The 17,572-nt window shown below is 41.5% G+C and carries 12 protein-coding genes and 2 pseudogenes; 5 read left to right on the forward strand and 9 right to left on the reverse strand.

The features are described from left to right. The first annotated feature begins 2 nt into the window (after nt 1–2). A complete protein-coding gene (locus EHS11_RS17140) occupies nt 3–2,066 on the forward strand; it encodes a sigma-54-dependent Fis family transcriptional regulator (protein WP_167884500.1) in 2,064 nt (687 codons plus the stop codon). A gap of 260 nt (nt 2,067–2,326) precedes the next feature. Here the strand turns inward: EHS11_RS17140 and thiD are convergent, their stop codons facing one another. Further along, entirely contained in the window at nt 2,327–3,118 is a 792-nt protein-coding gene (gene thiD, locus EHS11_RS17145; RefSeq protein ID WP_135765602.1) for a bifunctional hydroxymethylpyrimidine kinase/phosphomethylpyrimidine kinase, read from the reverse strand. Continuing rightward, nucleotides 3,115–3,462 (reverse strand): MGMT family protein, encoded by a 348-nt coding sequence (locus EHS11_RS17150; RefSeq protein WP_135765603.1) that lies wholly within the window; start codon nt 3,460–3,462, stop codon nt 3,115–3,117. The genes thiD and EHS11_RS17150 overlap by 4 nt, the downstream gene beginning before the upstream one ends. Nucleotides 3,463–3,569: 107 nt before the next feature. On the opposite strand from EHS11_RS17150, the gene EHS11_RS17155 reads away from it, so the two are divergent. From EHS11_RS17155 to EHS11_RS17175, 4 genes and pseudogenes are all read left to right on the forward strand, one after another. Beyond that, a complete protein-coding gene (locus EHS11_RS17155; protein WP_135765604.1) occupies nt 3,570–4,436 on the forward strand; it encodes a DUF455 family protein in 867 nt (288 codons plus the stop codon). 91 nt (nt 4,437–4,527) lie between these two features. Then, nucleotides 4,528–5,661 (forward strand): annotated as a pseudogene (locus tag EHS11_RS17160) (sigma-54 interaction domain-containing protein); the annotation flags it as partial. Between the two features lie 466 nt (nt 5,662–6,127). Beyond that, the gene (locus EHS11_RS17170) at nt 6,128–6,535 is read left to right on the forward strand and encodes a hypothetical protein (RefSeq protein WP_135765605.1); all 408 of its coding nucleotides are present in this window, start codon (nt 6,128–6,130) and stop codon (nt 6,533–6,535) included. A 67-nt stretch (nt 6,536–6,602) separates the two neighbouring features. After that, nucleotides 6,603–7,820 carry a porin gene (locus EHS11_RS17175; protein WP_246048019.1) on the forward strand — a complete coding sequence of 406 codons (1,218 nt, stop codon included), beginning with the start codon at nt 6,603–6,605 and terminating at the stop codon, nt 7,818–7,820. A gap of 75 nt (nt 7,821–7,895) precedes the next feature. Here the strand turns inward: EHS11_RS17175 and EHS11_RS17180 are convergent, their stop codons facing one another. The 7 genes and pseudogenes from EHS11_RS17180 to EHS11_RS17205 form a co-directional block, all read right to left on the reverse strand. Then, nucleotides 7,896–11,180, reverse strand: a complete 3,285-nt coding sequence (locus EHS11_RS17180; protein ID WP_135765606.1) for an efflux RND transporter permease subunit — start codon at nt 11,178–11,180, stop codon at nt 7,896–7,898. Further along, complete coding sequence (locus EHS11_RS17185; protein WP_135765607.1) at nt 11,180–11,923, reverse strand: hypothetical protein; 744 nt, start codon at nt 11,921–11,923, stop codon at nt 11,180–11,182. Before EHS11_RS17185 ends, EHS11_RS17180 begins: the two co-directional genes overlap by 1 nt. Nucleotides 11,924–11,925: 2 nt before the next feature. Further along, a complete protein-coding gene (locus tag EHS11_RS17190) occupies nt 11,926–12,930 on the reverse strand; it encodes an efflux RND transporter periplasmic adaptor subunit (RefSeq protein ID WP_135765608.1) in 1,005 nt (334 codons plus the stop codon). Between the two features lie 6 nt (nt 12,931–12,936). Continuing rightward, nucleotides 12,937–14,190 (reverse strand): annotated as a pseudogene (locus EHS11_RS17195) (TolC family protein); the annotation flags it as partial. Between the two features lie 348 nt (nt 14,191–14,538). Beyond that, a complete protein-coding gene (locus tag EHS11_RS17200) occupies nt 14,539–14,904 on the reverse strand; it encodes a hypothetical protein (RefSeq protein ID WP_135765610.1) in 366 nt (121 codons plus the stop codon). A 381-nt stretch (nt 14,905–15,285) separates the two neighbouring features. Further along, entirely contained in the window at nt 15,286–15,633 is a 348-nt protein-coding gene (locus EHS11_RS19890; protein WP_167884476.1) for a hypothetical protein, read from the reverse strand. Between the two features lie 330 nt (nt 15,634–15,963). Beyond that, entirely contained in the window at nt 15,964–17,556 is a 1,593-nt protein-coding gene (locus EHS11_RS17205; RefSeq protein ID WP_135765923.1) for a carbon-nitrogen hydrolase family protein, read from the reverse strand. Nucleotides 17,557–17,572: the final 16 nt, after the last annotated feature.

Here is a 17,572-nt window from a genome sequence, read left to right on the forward strand (position 1 = left end):
CGATGAATTCCACCCAAGACCCGGATGGTTTGCTGGAACTGATTTTAGATCGTTGCATTCAAATTTGCGGTGTAGAATCCGGCTCTCTTATGCTCATCGATGAAAAATCGGCGGTTTTGGATGTGGTGACTTCCCGGGGGATGAACCAACAGGTTTTAAGAGAGACCAGATTGAAGATCGGCCAAGGGATCACCGGAATGGCTGCATCTACAGGACGGGCAAAACTTGTGAATGATGTTTCCAAAGATCCCGATTACATTCAGGTAAAGGAAGAAATCAAATCGGAGTTAGTCGCTCCCATGATTGTTGAAGACGGAATTATCGGTGTGATTTCTCTCGATTCGAATCGTTTGAATGCGTTTAGCGCGGAGATGCTTGAAATTGTAAGTGTTCTTGCCAACCAAGCCGCACAGATTTTTAAAAACCTGCAAACCATTCGTAATTTGGAACAGAGAACCAAGATTCAAACCACTTTGATCGAAATTTCGAAACTAGTAACTTCCACTTTGGATTTGAATGAAATCTTTGAAGGCATTATGGTTACGATGGAAAAATCCCTTCGTTTGGAGAAAGGAAGCATCGTACTTCATCATAAGGAAGAAGGGGTATTGCGAATCGTAGCGGCTTCGGGTCTTTCCCAGGAGGAGATGGACAAAGGTTCTTATCAACCGGGAGAAGGGATTACAGGAAAAGTATTTGAATCCGGGGAAGCGATGATCATCGAATCGGTTGCCAATCACCCGGCGTTTTTGAATCGAGTCGGCTATCTTTCCCATTTTAAGCACGACCCGCATAACGTAGGCTTGTTGTGTTCTCCTATTTTGAGTGATCAGAATATAATCGGCGTGGTGAACGCGTTTATCGTACAGAACAAACATACCGATCTGAAATCATATTTGGATTTTTTACAAGTGGTTGCCTCTATTATTTCCCAATCTATCAAGATCCAAAGTCTCGTAGAAGAAGCAAAAAAGGAAATCTCCAGAGAAAATATCCAACTGAAACGTGAGTTGAAAAACAAATACAAGTTTGGTTCTCTCATCGGCAAAGCCAGTTCGATGGAAAAGATGTTTGAGAAAATCCAGTTGGTAGCGGATTCCCGTGCATCCGTATTGATCACAGGCGAATCGGGAACAGGTAAAGAGATGATAGCGAATGCGATTCATTATAACAGTTCGCGTTCTGAAAATCCGTTTATCAAAATCAATTGCGCCGCCATTCCTGAAAACTTATTGGAAAGCGAATTGTTCGGTCATAAAAAAGGTAGCTTTACGGGAGCGGTGTCTGATAAAAAAGGGAAGTTTGAAATGGCGGATACAGGTTCGATTTTTTTGGATGAGATCGGAGAAATGGATTTGAATTTGCAGTCAAAGTTATTGCGCGTTCTGCAGGAAAGGGAGATTGAAGCGGTTGGTTCGGTGAAAGCGAAAAAAGTGGATGTGAGAATCATTGCCGCTACAAACGCTGAACTGGAACAGTTGGTTGCAGAAAAGAAATTCCGCGCGGATCTATATTATCGCCTAAACGTCGTTAAGATCAATACTCCTCCTCTTCGGGAAAGAACGGAAGACATTCCACTTTTGATAAACCACTTCTTGGAAAAATATGCAAAAGATAATAATAAAGTAATCAAAGGAATTTCGCGAGAAGCAAGCAAACTTCTTTTGAAATACCGTTGGCCAGGAAATGTAAGGGAGTTGGAAAATGTGATCGAAAGGGCGGTGGTTCTTGCCCAAGAGGAATTATTATCTGAAGAGGATTTTTCGGATATAGTAGATCACTTTGAGGAACATCAGGAAACTCATCCCGAGATTCAATCGGCTTCTCACACAGAACCTATGAATTCTTCTGAACCGTTGGATCTTGCTTCTGGCAGATTGACTCCGAACCAATTGGACAATTTGGACGGAAGGGCAATGGAAATAGTCGTGAATGAAGTGGAATCCCGCTTGATTCAATATGCAATGAAGAAGTTCCGATATACCAAAACGAGAGTGGCTAAATTTTTAGGAATCAACCGAAATACTTTGGATAAAAAGATCAAAGAATTGAATATAGAGTATTAGTTGTTAGGTGAGTTTCCTTTATTCCCCGCGCCTCCAGATCAGCTTTGCTGATGATTCTTCGAATACTACTTCTCGCTATATTGGATTTTATTTTGGTATCCCCGCCCTGATTTGGGAGGGGAACTCCACCCGCCGCCCAATGTGTTCCTTTTAGCACATATTATGTGCTCTTTCCAGCTCATTTCCCTTTCTGGGAAAAATATAAAAAATAAGTTCGGGTTTTTGCCAGTTCGTTCGGCGTTTCGAATTTCTTTAAACTTTCACCCCTCCGGAAAATGATTCAGGTGAGTTGTCGGGCCGGTTTGAATCGAATCCTCAATCGCATTATGAATGTATTCCTTTGCGTGACCGACTGCTTCCGGCAAGCTCAGGCCGTGCGCAAGATAGGAGGTGATTGCAGAGGAAAAGGTGCACCCCGTACCATGAGTGTTCTTTACCTTGAGGAAAGGTTTTTTGAAATTATAAATAGACTTTCCATCGAAGAGTATGTCAATTGCTTCCGTTACATTCTGTAAATGCCCTCCCTTTAGAAGGATAGGAACTTTGAAAATATCAAACAATTGTTTTGCGGAACTTTCGAGCTCGTTCTGACCGGTTATGTTTTGTCCCAATAGGAGGGAAGCTTCGTCCAGGTTCGGGGTGATGATCGTTGCAATAGGAATCAAATTTTCCCTTAAGGCCGTGATCGCATCGTTTTTCAAAAGTTTGGCGCCGCTTGTTGCGATCATCACGGGGTCCACGACCAATTTGATATCCGGCTTTGTTTGCAAAACTTCCCGAACGATATTGATGATTTCCTCTGAAAACAACATTCCTGTTTTACAGGCGGAGACCGGAAAATAACTAAGCACTGCATCTAACTGCGCTTTGATAAAAGAAGTAGGGATCTCATGGATGGCAGTCACCCCATCGGGATTCTGTGCCGTTAAACAAGTGAAGGCGGTAGTTCCGAACGTGCCTAGGGATGAAAAAGTTTTGAGATCCGCTTGGACGCCTGCACCTCCTCCCGAGTCGGAACCTGCAATGGAAAGAGTAATGGGGAAATTTTTCATAAAAGACCTTTGGGATTCCAGGCGAATTTTTTTAAATCAATCGTATCATTTGCATCGAATTTTATTTTTTCACCGATCAGGATTTGCTTTTGCAAACCGGCACGTATGGCGTCTCCTTTGAAAGAGATCTGACCTTGTGCGTTGATCACCCTTTGCCAAGGTACGGCCCCAGCCTGACTTTTTTTCAACGCATTTAACGCGTAACCCACAGCCCTTGCGGCTCTGGGCTTTCCCAAAAGAACAGCTATCGTTCCGTACGTCGTTACTTTTCCTTTGGGAACTTTTTTTACCATAGAATATACGTCCTGATAAAAACTGGATACTGCTTTTTTCGGGGCAACCATAAGATACGATTTCTATCTGGTATCTCCGTTCCAAAGAAGTAAATCATTTATTTAAGAATTGGATTTTCCATCTTGGTCATAGGCAGTCGGAATCGATTGATCGGATTATGAAACTTTCGGATTACGCCAAGCACTTGTTACTTTCTCCTCACTTGAAAGATAAACTTACTTCCCCACCTAAGGAATGGGAAGAAGAAAGAGAACCGATTCCTATTCGCATTGAAAAACCGATCAGGGAGGATCGTTTGTCTTTCTCCGATAAGAAAGTCAAAATTCCCAGATTGGAACATTTGAATCAAACCAGTGCAAGGGGATTGACTCTTCATCATTTTGCAAATCATGAATTGATGGCGATCGAACTTTTTGCCTGGGCGATCCTTGCTTTCCCGGATGCACCCATTCATGTGAAGTACGGTTTTATCAAAACCATTGAAGAAGAACAATCCCATCTCAGACTTTATCTGAAACGAATGTCCGACTTTGGAATCGGCTTCGGAGACATCCCTCTCAATTATATATTTTGGAAACAGATTCCCAGACTACATAGTTTGGAAGAGTTCACTGCGGTTTTATCCATTTCCTTTGAAGGGGCCAATCTGGATTATTCGCAAGTGTATGCAAAAGCATTTCATCATTTCGGTGATTTCGAAACGGCAGAGATTATGATGCGGATTTTTGAAGATGAAATCAAACATGTGAAGCGGGGAATGCGGGTGTTTCAAAACGGGATCCCTGAGGGAAAATCGGATTGGGAATATTATCTTTCTTTGATTCAATTTCCCTTCACTCCCAGAAGAGCAAAGGGTTATTATTTTATTCCCGAGACAAGAAGAATGGCAGGAATGTCCGAATCCTTCATTGAGTGTTTGGGAAATTATACAGATGAATACACTTCTCGAGTGAATCATAGGATTTTAGAGCGATTTTCACTGGATGAAAGTGTTTGGAAAAAATCCACCTTCAAAACTTTATAAAACAATCGATTCAAAATAATAAAATCTTAATCAAACAAGGAAGCTCCTTAATACTTGAGCCCTTGTATGTTTGCTAATTTAGCTTTATACCCAATCTATCAAGATCCAAAGTCTCGTAGAAGAAGCAAAAAAGGAAATCTCCAGAGAAAATATCCAACTGAAACGTGAGTTGAAAAACAAATACAAGTTTGGTTCTCTCATCGGCAAAGCCAGTTCGATGGAAAAGATGTTTGAGAAAATCCAGTTGGTAGCGGATTCCCGTGCATCCGTATTGATCACAGGCGAATCGGGAACAGGTAAAGAGATGATAGCGAATGCGATTCATTATAACAGTTCGCGTTCTGAAAATCCGTTTATCAAAATCAATTGCGCCGCCATTCCTGAAAACTTATTGGAAAGCGAATTGTTCGGTCATAAAAAAGGTAGCTTTACGGGAGCGGTGTCTGATAAAAAAGGGAAGTTTGAAATGGCGGATACAGGTTCGATTTTTTTGGATGAGATCGGAGAAATGGATTTGAATTTGCAGTCAAAGTTATTGCGCGTTCTGCAGGAAAGGGAGATTGAAGCGGTTGGTTCGGTGAAAGCGAAAAAAGTGGATGTGAGAATCATTGCCGCTACAAACGCTGAACTGGAACAGTTGGTTGCAGAAAAGAAATTCCGCGCGGATCTATATTATCGCCTAAACGTCGTTAAGATCAATACTCCTCCTCTTCGGGAAAGAACGGAAGACATTCCACTTTTGATAAACCACTTCTTGGAAAAATATGCAAAAGATAATAATAAAGTAATCAAAGGAATTTCGCGAGAAGCAAGCAAACTTCTTTTGAAATACCGTTGGCCAGGAAATGTAAGGGAGTTGGAAAATGTGATCGAAAGGGCGGTGGTTCTTGCCCAAGAGGAATTATTATCTGAAGAGGATTTTTCGGATATAGTAGATCACTTTGAGGAACATCAGGAAACTCATCCCGAGATTCAATCGGCTTCTCACACAGAACCTATGAATTCTTCTGAACCGTTGGATCTTGCTTCTGGCAGATTGACTCCGAACCAATTGGACAATTTGGACGGAAGGGCAATGGAAATAGTCGTGAATGAAGTGGAATCCCGCTTGATTCAATATGCAATGAAGAAGTTCCGATATACCAAAACGAGAGTGGCTAAATTTTTAGGAATCAACCGAAATACTTTGGATAAAAAGATCAAAGAATTGAATATAGAGTATTAGTTGTTAGGTGAGTTTCCTTTATTCCCCGCGCCTCCAGATCAGCTTTGCTGATGATTCTTCGAATACTACTTCTCGCTATATTGGATTTTATTTTGGTATCCCCGCCCTGATTTGGGAGGGGAACTCCACCCGCCGCCCAATGTGTTCCTTTTAGCACATATTATGTGCTCTTTCCAGCTCATTTCCCTTTCTGGGAAAAATATAAAAAATAAGTTCGGGTTTTTGCCAGTTCGTTCGGCGTTTCGAATTTCTTTAAACTTTCACCCCTCCGGAAAATGATTCAGGTGAGTTGTCGGGCCGGTTTGAATCGAATCCTCAATCGCATTATGAATGTATTCCTTTGCGTGACCGACTGCTTCCGGCAAGCTCAGGCCGTAAGTAAGAAAAGAAACCGTTTGAAAAAAATCCGGCTTGCCTGGGATGCCCTGTCAAAATAGATTATTTGGACACCTATCGGAGACTAAGAATGAAATTGCAAATTACTCTTTCCATTTTGTTTGCATGCCTATCTTTCACTGTGGTTCTCCACTCTGAAAAAAATAAAAACACTCCCAGCCTTGAGATGAATCTCCATGATTTTATGGAAGATTATACAAAGCCTGCGACAAAACTTTATGATAAAAAAGGCAATGCGGATTACCTAAATAAAATTTTGGAACATATCCCTTCTCTTGCTCCTTCGGATCAACAGAAAGAATGGAAGGAAATCATCGATGCAAAGTTAGCTGTCGGAAAACCGGAAGATACTTGTAAGTCCTGCCATGTTAAATTTAAGAAAGATTACAAAGACAAATTCAGAAAAAAAATCCTATTGATCCCGGAAGAACTAAAAGATTTTCCTGCCGAAATCAAAGCTGCATTAAAAGCAAAATAATAAAATCTTAATCAAACAAGAGGACCTCTTAATACAGGTAATCTTGTTTGATTGGGAAATTTGCTTTATGCTAACTCTTATGTTCAAAACAAAATTATATTTTATAATATTATTTCTGTTTGCGTTCGCTTTGCATGCGGAAGACCAAAACTTGGAACTGCCTAAGGAAAAAAAAGTAGAGCAGACTGAGACTGTTTCCTTGCCCAAATCACTCAAGTTCGGAGGTTTTATCGATTCCTATTATCTCTATAATAATAACCTGCCTAAAGCTACAGAACGCAAATACACGACGCAAGGAGTTCGTAACCAGGAGTTCAATGTCAATCTGGCCTATATTGATATGAAAGTAGACGAAGAAAAATACAGAGGCCGACTTGCTTTGCAATACGGAACTTCCGTAAATACAAATTATGCATCGGAGCTGGCGAAGGATACAGGTTCCAATCAACTGGGGGTTCGCAATCTTCAGGAAGCATACGTCGGATTCCGTTTGGCGGATAAAACCTGGGTGGACGGAGGGATTTATTTCGGGCATATCGGGTTTGAGTCTTGGATCTCCCATTTGAATTGGAATTACACCCGGGCTTATGCACTCGATTACGTTCCTTATTACTCCACAGGAGTTCGCGTCTCTCATGAGTTCACAAATAAATTTTCCATGCAGTTTCACGTGATGAACGGGTGGCAAAATATAACGGAGAACAATCGGGACAAGTCTTTGGGGTTGCAGTGGAAATATAAATTTACACCGAGTTTGACTTTGATTGTGAATCAGTTCGGAGGAAATGAAGCACCGGACAACGAACGAAAACAATTAAGACTTTATAATAATACGATATTGGAATGGCGTGCTTTGGAATGGATGTCTCTTGCCGGCAGCTTTGATGCCGGAGCCCAGAAAGCTAAACAGAGTCTATTGTACGAACCTTGGTGGAATGTTTGGGATTCTCAGAATCCGATTTATAAGGATTCTGAAGCAAAAGCGTTTCGTCATTGGTATCATGGAACGTTTTGGGTCAGTTTCAAATGGGACCCTGCATATCGTTTGAGTTTCAGAGTAGAGCGGTTTTACGATCCGAAACAAGTGATGGCTCAAACGGGAACCAGGAATGGATTTATGTCCAACGGTTATACGGCTACTCTTGATCTGTTATCCTGGGAACCGGCACTCTTAAGATTTGAATACAATTACAGAAGGTCTGCGGATTCCATTTTTGAATATAGAAACGGGCAAACATCGAAGAAGGAAGATTTTTTCGTAGTCGCTTTTAGTATGAAGTTATAAATAAAAATCCATGATGGAAGTTGGCTTCGTCCACCATGGATCGTTTTTGAGTCATTAGGAGAAAATGATTTTAGCCTATCTCGTTTTCTTTTTGTTTGATCCTTTTTTCGTTTTCTTCTGTTCCGAAGCAGGTTCTTCTTCGTAATCATAATCTTCTTTAAACGAGTTAAAGCTGGAAGTACGCGGATATAAAGTAGAAGCATCCGTTTTGTTTCTTTCTCCAACTACCAGTAGATACAGAGAAGGCAACACGGTTAGCACCAAACACATCGCGGAAAAAAGCCCGCCTACAATTACAGTAGCGAGAGGTCTTTGCACGTCCGAACCTACTCCTGTTCCTAAGGTAGCGGGGATAAGTCCAAGCAGTGCCAACAACATAGTCATTAACATCGGCCGAAGTTGGATTACTGCGGCTTTACTTACTGCAAGCTTTGTGGAAATCATCGGCTCATCAATGAGTAGGTGGTTGGTTCTGGATACGAAAAGTACTCCAGCCATCGTTGCAATTCCGAAGAGCGATATAAATCCGACTCCGCCTGATACGTTGAAATAATATCCTCGGAAAAGTAGTGCATAGATTCCTCCGACCAGAGAAAGAGGGATACAAGCAAGTGCAACATAAACGTATTTTAAATTACGATACAACATAAATAGAACACCAAATATGATTAGAATCGTAATCGGAATCACGATGGCTAGTTTCGTTCCTACACGGGATAGGTTTTCATACTGACCACCGAATTTGATTTGATATCCTTCCGGCAATTTGATCTTTTGTTTTACTTTTTTTTGCAGTTCCGCAACAAAACCACCTTGGTCTCTTCCCCGGATATTGGTTCTAACCGTAATATTCCTTCTTCCTTCCTGGCGAAAGATCATAGTAGGCCCGTCTTCCAAACTGATCTTTGCCAGTTCCGAAAGTGGAATCCTTTCTCCTTTGGGCGAAATGATCGGCATATTCTCAATTGCTTTTTGAGAAGCCCGGTAGTCTTTGGAAAATCGAACTACGATACCAAACCTAGCAGGTGTTTTTGGGGGGATGTCCGAAGGACCTTCGTAAAGAGTGCTGACTCTCTGCATTCCGATTGCCGCTTCGATCATTTGTTGGATATCACTTACATTGATTCCGAAACGAGCAGCGGCTTCGCGGTCAATTTTTATCGTTAATTGCGGGCTTTCCGCTTCTTGTTCAATCCCGTATTCACTTGCCCCTTTCATATCCTTCACGATATCCAAAACTTCGTTTCCAATTTTGCGCATCACTTTGAGATCGTCTCCTGCAACAAACACTGCTAAGTCGGCAATGGTTCCCATGATGGCTTCGGATAGGTTGTCCATAATCGGTTGGGAAAAACTGATTCTGCATCCAGGGAGAGTCGCTTCCAAATCGTTTTTCATGCGAAGTAAAAGTTCCTGTTTGGTAATCTTTTCCTGCCAATCGTTATAATCTTTTAGCCCGATAAGCACCTCAAGTCGGTTTGGTGGAAGTGGATCTGTTCCGTCATCGTTTCTTCCCAATTGGGAAAGGACTATGTTGACTTGTTCGTTCTTGTAAATGGTTTCCCGGATTTTAGGAATGAATTTACGGGATTCTGGCAATGAAATCCCCACAGGAAAAAAGACACGAATGTTGAACCCGCCTTCATCCATTTCGGGAAGGAATTCGGTTCCAAGACTGTACATCCCGATTCCGAGTAATATGGTAACAACCGTAAACGTATAAGTAACTGCTTTTTTGGAACGATCTACTATGTATCTGATTAGTTTTTCATATTTCACTTCCAACCAGGCATAAAAGGGATTATGCCATTCGATCGGTCCCGGATTTGCCGACTCGAAATACTTTTTATACAACATCGACATGATGACCGGAATGACGGCCATCGCAAAAATCAATGCACCTAGGATGGCAAAAGAGATGGTAAACGCCATCGGCTTGAACAATCTTCCTTCGATTCTTTCAAAAGAAAAAATAGGCAAGTATGCCAGGATGATGATTAGGATGGAGAATATAATTTCAGTTCCTACTTCGGCGGCAGCATCTCTTGTAAAAATAAGAATTCCTTTCTCTTTTTCGGAAGGAGACGCATCTCTGTACCGCCTCATGATATTTTCTACCATGATCACGGCACCGTCGACTATGATTCCGAAGTCAATCGCACCAAGCGAGAGTAAGCTGGCGGGAATGCCTGTTATATTCATTAGCAAAAATGCAAACAACATGGCAAATGGAATCGTTGCAACTACGACTAAGGAAGCTCTTACACTTCCTATAAAGAAAATCAATACAAGGCTGACTACAACCACACCTTCCACCAGAGTTTTACCTATGGTTCTGAGAGTGTAATTGACCAAATCACTTCTATCGTAAGTGGTTCTGAGAGTCACATCGGGAGGAAGATAGTTTTCGTTGATTTCTTTGACTTTGGCGCGAATTCTCTCACCCATCTCGTTGGGATCACCCCATCGACGCATCGCCACCAAACCTTGGACAGACGAATCTACATCAATCAGACCTTCATGGTCGTTTTGGATGGTATAGCCGAGAACCCCACTGGGAATGGGATGGGAAATTTCAACAGTTCCCAAATCACGAACGAAGACGGGAACTCCGTTTACCACTTTAACTACTATATTTTCAATATGTTTGGGATCTCTGATGGCACCTAGAGAGCGGATGGGAAAACCTTGCTCACCTTGTAGGAGTAAATTTCCTCCCGTATTCAGGTTGTTAACTTGTATTGCCTGGATCACGTCATTGATCGTCAACTTATAACGAATCAAACGATCGGGAGATGTTACTACATGGAATTGTTTCGGTAGACCGCCAAACGTAACTACGTCGGCAATTCCCGGAATCTGCAGCATCTTGGGCATAACTACCCAATCCTGAATAGTCCTCAACTCCATCGGAGTATGGTTGCCTTTGGACTCTACTACGTAGCGAAAAATTTCACCTACAGGAGAACTCATCGGTCCTAGTGACGGATCCACATCGTCGGGAATATCCGCATCTCTTACTCTTTCCATAAGACGCATACGGGCAAAGTAGTCGTCAGTACCATCAATGAATACGAATTGGAATACTACCAAACCATTGATAGTTCTAGATCGCCTAACGGCAACATTCGGAATTGCGTTTAATACCCGTTCAATGGGAAGAGTTATTCTTTCTTCTACTTCTACTGCCGCTTTTCCAGGAAATTTTGCTATAAGTCTGACTTGAGTGTCTGCTATATCGGAATAGGCTTCTTTGCGAATATCAATCCATGCCCAGGTTCCGAATATGACAGAGACGATTGCCGCAACCAGAGTGTAATTACGGTATCGTAAGGCTTTTTCTATAAAATCTTTAATCATTATTTTGACCTTGTATCAAATAAATAACCCATCTGCATCAATATCTGTGGGTTTTTGTAATCTCCTTGGCCGATTCCTCCTCCCAATTGGAGGAAAAAATTTCCAAGAAGTATATCATATGTTAAACCGATGTATTGTTGTTTGAGGTATACCTTTTGGGTGTCTCTGCTCTGGTATTCCAGTAGAAGGGCCAGATCAGCGTTAACTTCGGCTACGTAAGCACGGATAAATTGATCTTCGTATTTCGGGTCTCTGTATTGGTATCCCGGAACATTGAGCCCTGTCGGATAAGAAGTTTGACCACCTCTGCCTAATTCCGGAGAATAAGGATCTACATTGAAGCTACCTGCAACAATAGAGATACTATGTGCAATGACAGGCGTTTTCCAGAAAGTATAACCCAAGTCCACCTGTCCACCGTTCCAATGAGATCTCCAACTACCACCTGATACTCGTACTACGATATCCTTGTAGTAATAACCTAAATTGAGGTTGATGCTTGCCGGAGTTCCGATCGTTGCACCATAGACCCAAAAGTTGGTGGATTTAGGTTGGTTTTTCGGAAGAAACGTATCGGGATCCAATTCATCTTCTTTTCCGAATCTGGTTTTTTTATCTGGGTCAGGACTCCATTCGGGAGTTTCCTCTTTGTCTTTTTTGTTTCCGGAAGGTGTCGGTTCCGAAAACAAAAAAGAGGAACTCAAAAAACTTGTTAATAGAATTAAGTAAAAAAATCTATTCATGATTAAAAACCGAAACTTAGGCCCTTCAGCAGAATAGATCCTTGAACCACTACTTTTTCCCCTTGTGTGAGTCCGGCGATTACGTTGACTAAGTCCTTAGTCGAAACTCCGAGAGTTACTTCTCTTCTGACAAAGTTAAGAGGTTCTTCTTCTACGAAGACATAGTTTTTACCTTCTACCGTTACAATCGAGTTAAACGGTAATACAACGGTGTCTCCTGCTGTTTCTTCCGGAAATTTTACAACTCCGAACATACCTGGCTTCAGCTTATAATCTTTGTTTATGATTTCGATTCTTACCTTCGCCGTACGAGTGTAAGGGTCTACGTTGTCCCCGATTGCTTCTGCAGTTCCTCCCCAGTCCTCATCGGGAAATGAAGAGAACTTTACTTTTACCTTTTTGCCACGTTTCAAGCTGTTTATTTGAGATTCAGGAACATCGCAGATGATCCACGCTTTTTTGTTTCCTGCATTGGCAAGCTCGCTCGGATTGAGACCGACTGCTCTGAGTTTCCCTTCGAATTCTGCAAGTTCGGCGGCATCATTTCCTACGTCGGTTTCCGATTCCACAAGATCTTTTTCCGTAGCCACTCTATGTTTGAACATATCCTGAATACGATTTAGATTTTTTCTGGATCTATGTACTTTGTTTTTGGCATGAATGTAACCTACGTAAAGATCATTCAATTCGGAAGATTCGAATAACACGATCCTTGATCCGCTGCTCACGGAAGGGGATGTGGAAGCGATCAGTCTCGCCGGTGCTTCCAAATTTACAAATTCACCGCCATTTCCAATGATACTTGATTTTACAATTTCTAGGCCAGGACTCGTAGGTTTGAACTCAATCCTAAGTCCGTTATCATGCACGACTGCCTTTTCAGGATGATGAGGAACTTTTTTCGGTCCTCTGGTAAGTGCAAAAATAGTTATGGAAGCAATAACTACAAGAGCTCCTGTTGCTAATAATAGAAAAGAACGTTTGTTAAGTCTTGTTGTAAGATTCATAAGATTTTACTCCTCTTGGCCTTGTTTATTGGAATTTGGTTTATAATTTTGTGGTTTGGGAATAAATACCCCTAAACCTACGGAGTAATTTACACTTTCAATTGCTTCCATACGATCAGTTTGGAGCTTTAACATTTCCACTACGCTCGATCTGTAGGTTTCAAAAAAATCCGCAAATTCCAAGATGGTAATGTATTTTTTTTCATAACTCATAATCATATCAAGAGACAGGTTCGCATAATCCTTGATATATGTATCAATGAACCTGCGGTAGAGTGCATCTTTGATTCGCGCACCTTGAAATGCAATCGCTACTTCGTTTTCTACTTCTAAGATTCGATTTCTAAGTTCTTGTTTGCGAACAAGGATTGCTTTCTCTGCGGCTTGGATATTTCCCTGGTTGCGGTCGAATACAGGAACATTCAATTGGGCTGTTACTCCCCAATAGTTTTGAAATGCAGTTCCCCCTCTGTTGTATACGGGACCAATGGACAAATCCGGAATTGCGTTCGCATGTTGCAGTTCAAGATTTGCTTCTTCATATTTTAGAGTTTGAAGTGCTACTTTCAAGTCCGGGCGATTTTCTCTCGCTTTGGAAACCAAATCTTCCAATTGAGAAGCATTTGGAATGATGTTATTCAAAGTGCTTTCATCCACAGTCGGGTAAAAGGCAACTTTGGCCTCTCTGTATTTATCTTCATTGAGCAGAACTTTTAGATCGGCTTCTTTCTCATAAACTTTGATTCCCAGCTCTTCTCTTTCTTTTTTTAGAAAAAATAATAATGCTTTGAGACGTAATAACTCCGCTTGGAGGATTGCTCTTCTTTTGTATGCAAGTTCGGAAGAAGATACTGTTTTTTCTATAGACGCAATACTCTGATCATAGAATACAACGGCCTTTCTATAAAAATAAATAGTATAGAATGTTCTTCTGAGTTTGGTAAGTAGTGCCCGTGCAAGATCATAAAACTCTTGTTCGCTGATTTTTGCGTTTAGTTCCGCAACTCTCACCCTTTTATCTATCTTGCCTCCAAGTAAAAATACCTGCTGGATCTGCACCGTGGTTTGACCGGATCTGCTCGTATCAAAGTATCTTTGCGTAGGTTCTGCAAATATACTTTGATCTACAAAGATATTCGGGTTAGCATAAAGTCCTGCTTGCAGAACTCCCGCTTTCTTTGCATCAATCTGAAATTTTGCCGCAATGAGAAGTAAGTTGTTCTTCCAAAGCAAAGTTTCTGCATCCAAAAGATCTAGAGCGACATCCTTTCTTTGGTCCTTGGGATAAAGCTCCGAACCTAAAGAATTGGGGTCATCATCCGAAATCTGTCTATCCAATATGGAAGACGGAGACCTTTCCTGGTTTTCTCCTTCCGGACTGAGAAACCCGAAGGGAACCAAAACCATGAGAAAAAAGAAAAATTTAAATTTCATGCGTGAACCTTTGTTAGGCGTTTATGGTAAAGATAATGCATGGGTGTATCCTCCTGATACGAATTCCGGAAAGTAACCTTTAGGGAGTGTGTTCAGTTGGTGAGAGTATATTATCTCTTACTTACCTACAAAAAGCCCTAGTTCCTTACTGGAGAAAGAAATAGCTGTTTGTTGTTAAGCGATTGGTGGGGGAAGATTTAAAAGTAAATCGGAAAGAAGAGAGGAAATATGAAAGGTATGCGAAATCGGAATACTGGAAAAATGAAGAAACTTTGTTTGGCTGAGTGTGAAAAAATTCTCAAAAACCAAATCAAGGAAATCGCATCTGCTTCTGGTAAAGAGTGCGTTGTCATCCATTCCCACTAGTTCGGGGTCACTTACAGAGTGATGTTCCGATTTTGTTGTGGATAAAGATTTGTGACTTATCGGACTTGATTTAAAATCCAGAAATGCCGAATCAAATACTCCGTCTTCCTCAGTTGGCAGTAAAATAACTGCACTGAGCATTAAGACGATAGCTTTATGGAGCATCCGATTCATCACAATTGCCATATTTAAGAAGACGAGCGGCGCTTCAAATAAAATAGGTTCCCAAAGAATTAAAATTTATAACGTTTCAAAAAGTTCATTCTTTTCCTGGTTCGGGATAAAATATTAAACAAACTAATTCGGTTTGGTGGCAATTTGCGGGAAAGTTAACATAAGATTGGTAGAATCACTCAAATTTCATTCGCTTCTATCGTAAGATCAAACATAAACATAAATAAGAAAAAGGGGACCGCCCTGGTGTACGAACCAGGACGATCAAAGAGTCTTTGGCAAATGAGAAACAAATTTTCACTTAAAATTCAGAAAATATAAAAACATCCTGTGTTCTAAATCCTTAGACTTAGAACACAGGTTTAAAATGGGAGAGAGGAGTTAAACGGGGGGTGGTAGACTTAAATATTGGTCTAACAGAAGATTTGAATATAGTGTTATAACATCGGATCCTTCCGAAACCGGAACGAAAGTTATACGGCAGACATAGGATTTGAAATATCCAGTATCAGCGTCTTCCAGAGATCCTTTGCCAAAATTTTCATTCGAAGACTCGCAAGCATCCTGCACTGTGGAAGACATTTGCGAATGGAATGAATCTTTTGTGTTTGTGTCAGTTGGACGGTTGGGAGTTTTGACAACCCGTACCCGAACCAATAGATTTTCATCCGATAAAAAGGAAATGGCTAACGCTAGGGATAGGAAGGATATTCCTGCTGTCCTTATCATTCTTTTTGCCATATACTCATTCGACTCATAAATTCGATTAAAATCCAGCATTTTTCGATTTGAGTGCTTAGTTTTTGAGCAAAAAACGAAAAAAATGAACTGTTACGTTCTAATGAGACATAATGTAATAGTGCGGATGTTAAAATCCCCCGCCCTGTTGATCAGCTTCGCTGATGATTCTCCGAATACTTTTCGCTTCTATTGGCGCTCAAAGGGGTTGGGGGGAGTGGCTCGTGGGCTGCGGGTTTCCACCTAACACAAAATCGACATTTCGTCTTTTCCTATCCGGATTTTTACAAAAATTCTTTCGAAAGGTTCGCCTTTTTGCTACTAGAGGATTTTCCCCAACCATTCAATTCGGAAAAGGTCCAATCTGCGGTCCAACATATTGCGAACAGCTCCTTTTTTCCTTACCTCCTTCAGAAGGTCCAGATCCAGGTCTGCGATTAAAGTCATCTCCGCGTTCGGGGTTGCCTCCGCTGCTATCGCATCATGAGGAAAGGAAAAGTCGGAGGGGGTGAAAACCGCCGACTGGGAATACTGGATATCCATGTTTTCTATATTGGGAAGATTTCCGACGGAGCCCGTCATCACCACATAGATTTCATTTTCTATGGCTCTTGCTTCTGCACATTTTCTAACCCGCAGATATCCGTTTTTCGTATCCGTATAATAGGGAACAAATAGAATGTCTATCCCTCGTTCGGCGAGGATACGGGCCAGTTCCGGAAATTCCACGTCGTAACAAATTAGAATTCCCACTTTTCCCGCGTCCGTTTCGAAAACTTTGAGAGTATCTCCTCCTGTCACTCCCCAGTAGGATCTTTCATCGGGTGTTGCGTGCAATTTGTACTGTGAGTCATAAGTCCCGTCTCTTCTGCAAAGAAAGGATACGTTCCGAAGCTCTTGGTCTTCATACTCGAACATCGAGCCTGTGATGATATTGATGTTATAAGAGACTGCAAGCTTAACCATTTCATCTTTCATTCTTTCGGTATGCTCGGCTAATGCGCGTACTGCGTTAGAAGCGCTCATTTTATTGAACTGCGTTAGAAGAGGTGCGTAAAAAAATTCGGGGAAAAGACAAAAGTCCGCATTGTAACTTGCTACGGTATCTACAAAAAACTCCACTTGGTCGCGGAGTTCCTCAAAAGACCGGACGGATCTCATTTGCCATTGAACGGCGCCCACGCGAACGACTATTTTCTTCCTTCCTATGAGTTTTTCCTCATCTTCGTAATAGATATTCAACCATTCCAGTAGGCAGGCATATGAACTATAGCCTTTGTTATCCGGAAAATAATTGGTAACGATCCGTCTGACGTGAAAGTCGTTGGCGAGTTGAAAGGAGAGTACCGGATCAAATAATTCCTTTTGTTTTACAAGATTTACATACTCCTGAGGAGTCATCTCTGACTCATGATCTTTATAACCGGGCAGCCAGCCTCCGACTATGATTCGTCTCAGGTTCAGTTTTTCGCAGACTTCTTTTCTCGCATCATACAACCGTCGTCCCAATCGAAGTCCCTGGTATTTCGGATTCACAAACACGTCTACACCGTACAAACTGTCCCCTTCCGGGTTGTGGTTGGGCAATCCTCCTCCTCCCGTAATGGAATGGTAGGTATGTTTGTCTCCATGGTCGCTATAAAATACGATCATGGAGATGGCAGCCGCTATGACTTCTCCTTTGTCTTCGATCGCAATTTGACCTTCGGGGAAGATATTGATCTGTCTTTCGAATTCTTCTTTGGTCCAGGCGCCGTCGAACGCCTTGGAAAAAACCATATTCATGATTTTTTGGACGGATTCATAGTCGGAAGGTCGCAAATGGCGCAACTCAAGTTTGTGCTGCTCATTGACAGCTAACTTTGGTTTTGCTGTTTTCTTGGGCTTCTTTTTTATTTTTTTCTTAGCGTCCATAATCGGAAAGTCCGGT

It is taken from the genome of Leptospira ilyithenensis (genome assembly GCF_004771005.1).
Taxonomy (GTDB): domain Bacteria; phylum Spirochaetota; class Leptospiria; order Leptospirales; family Leptospiraceae; genus Leptospira_A; species Leptospira_A ilyithenensis.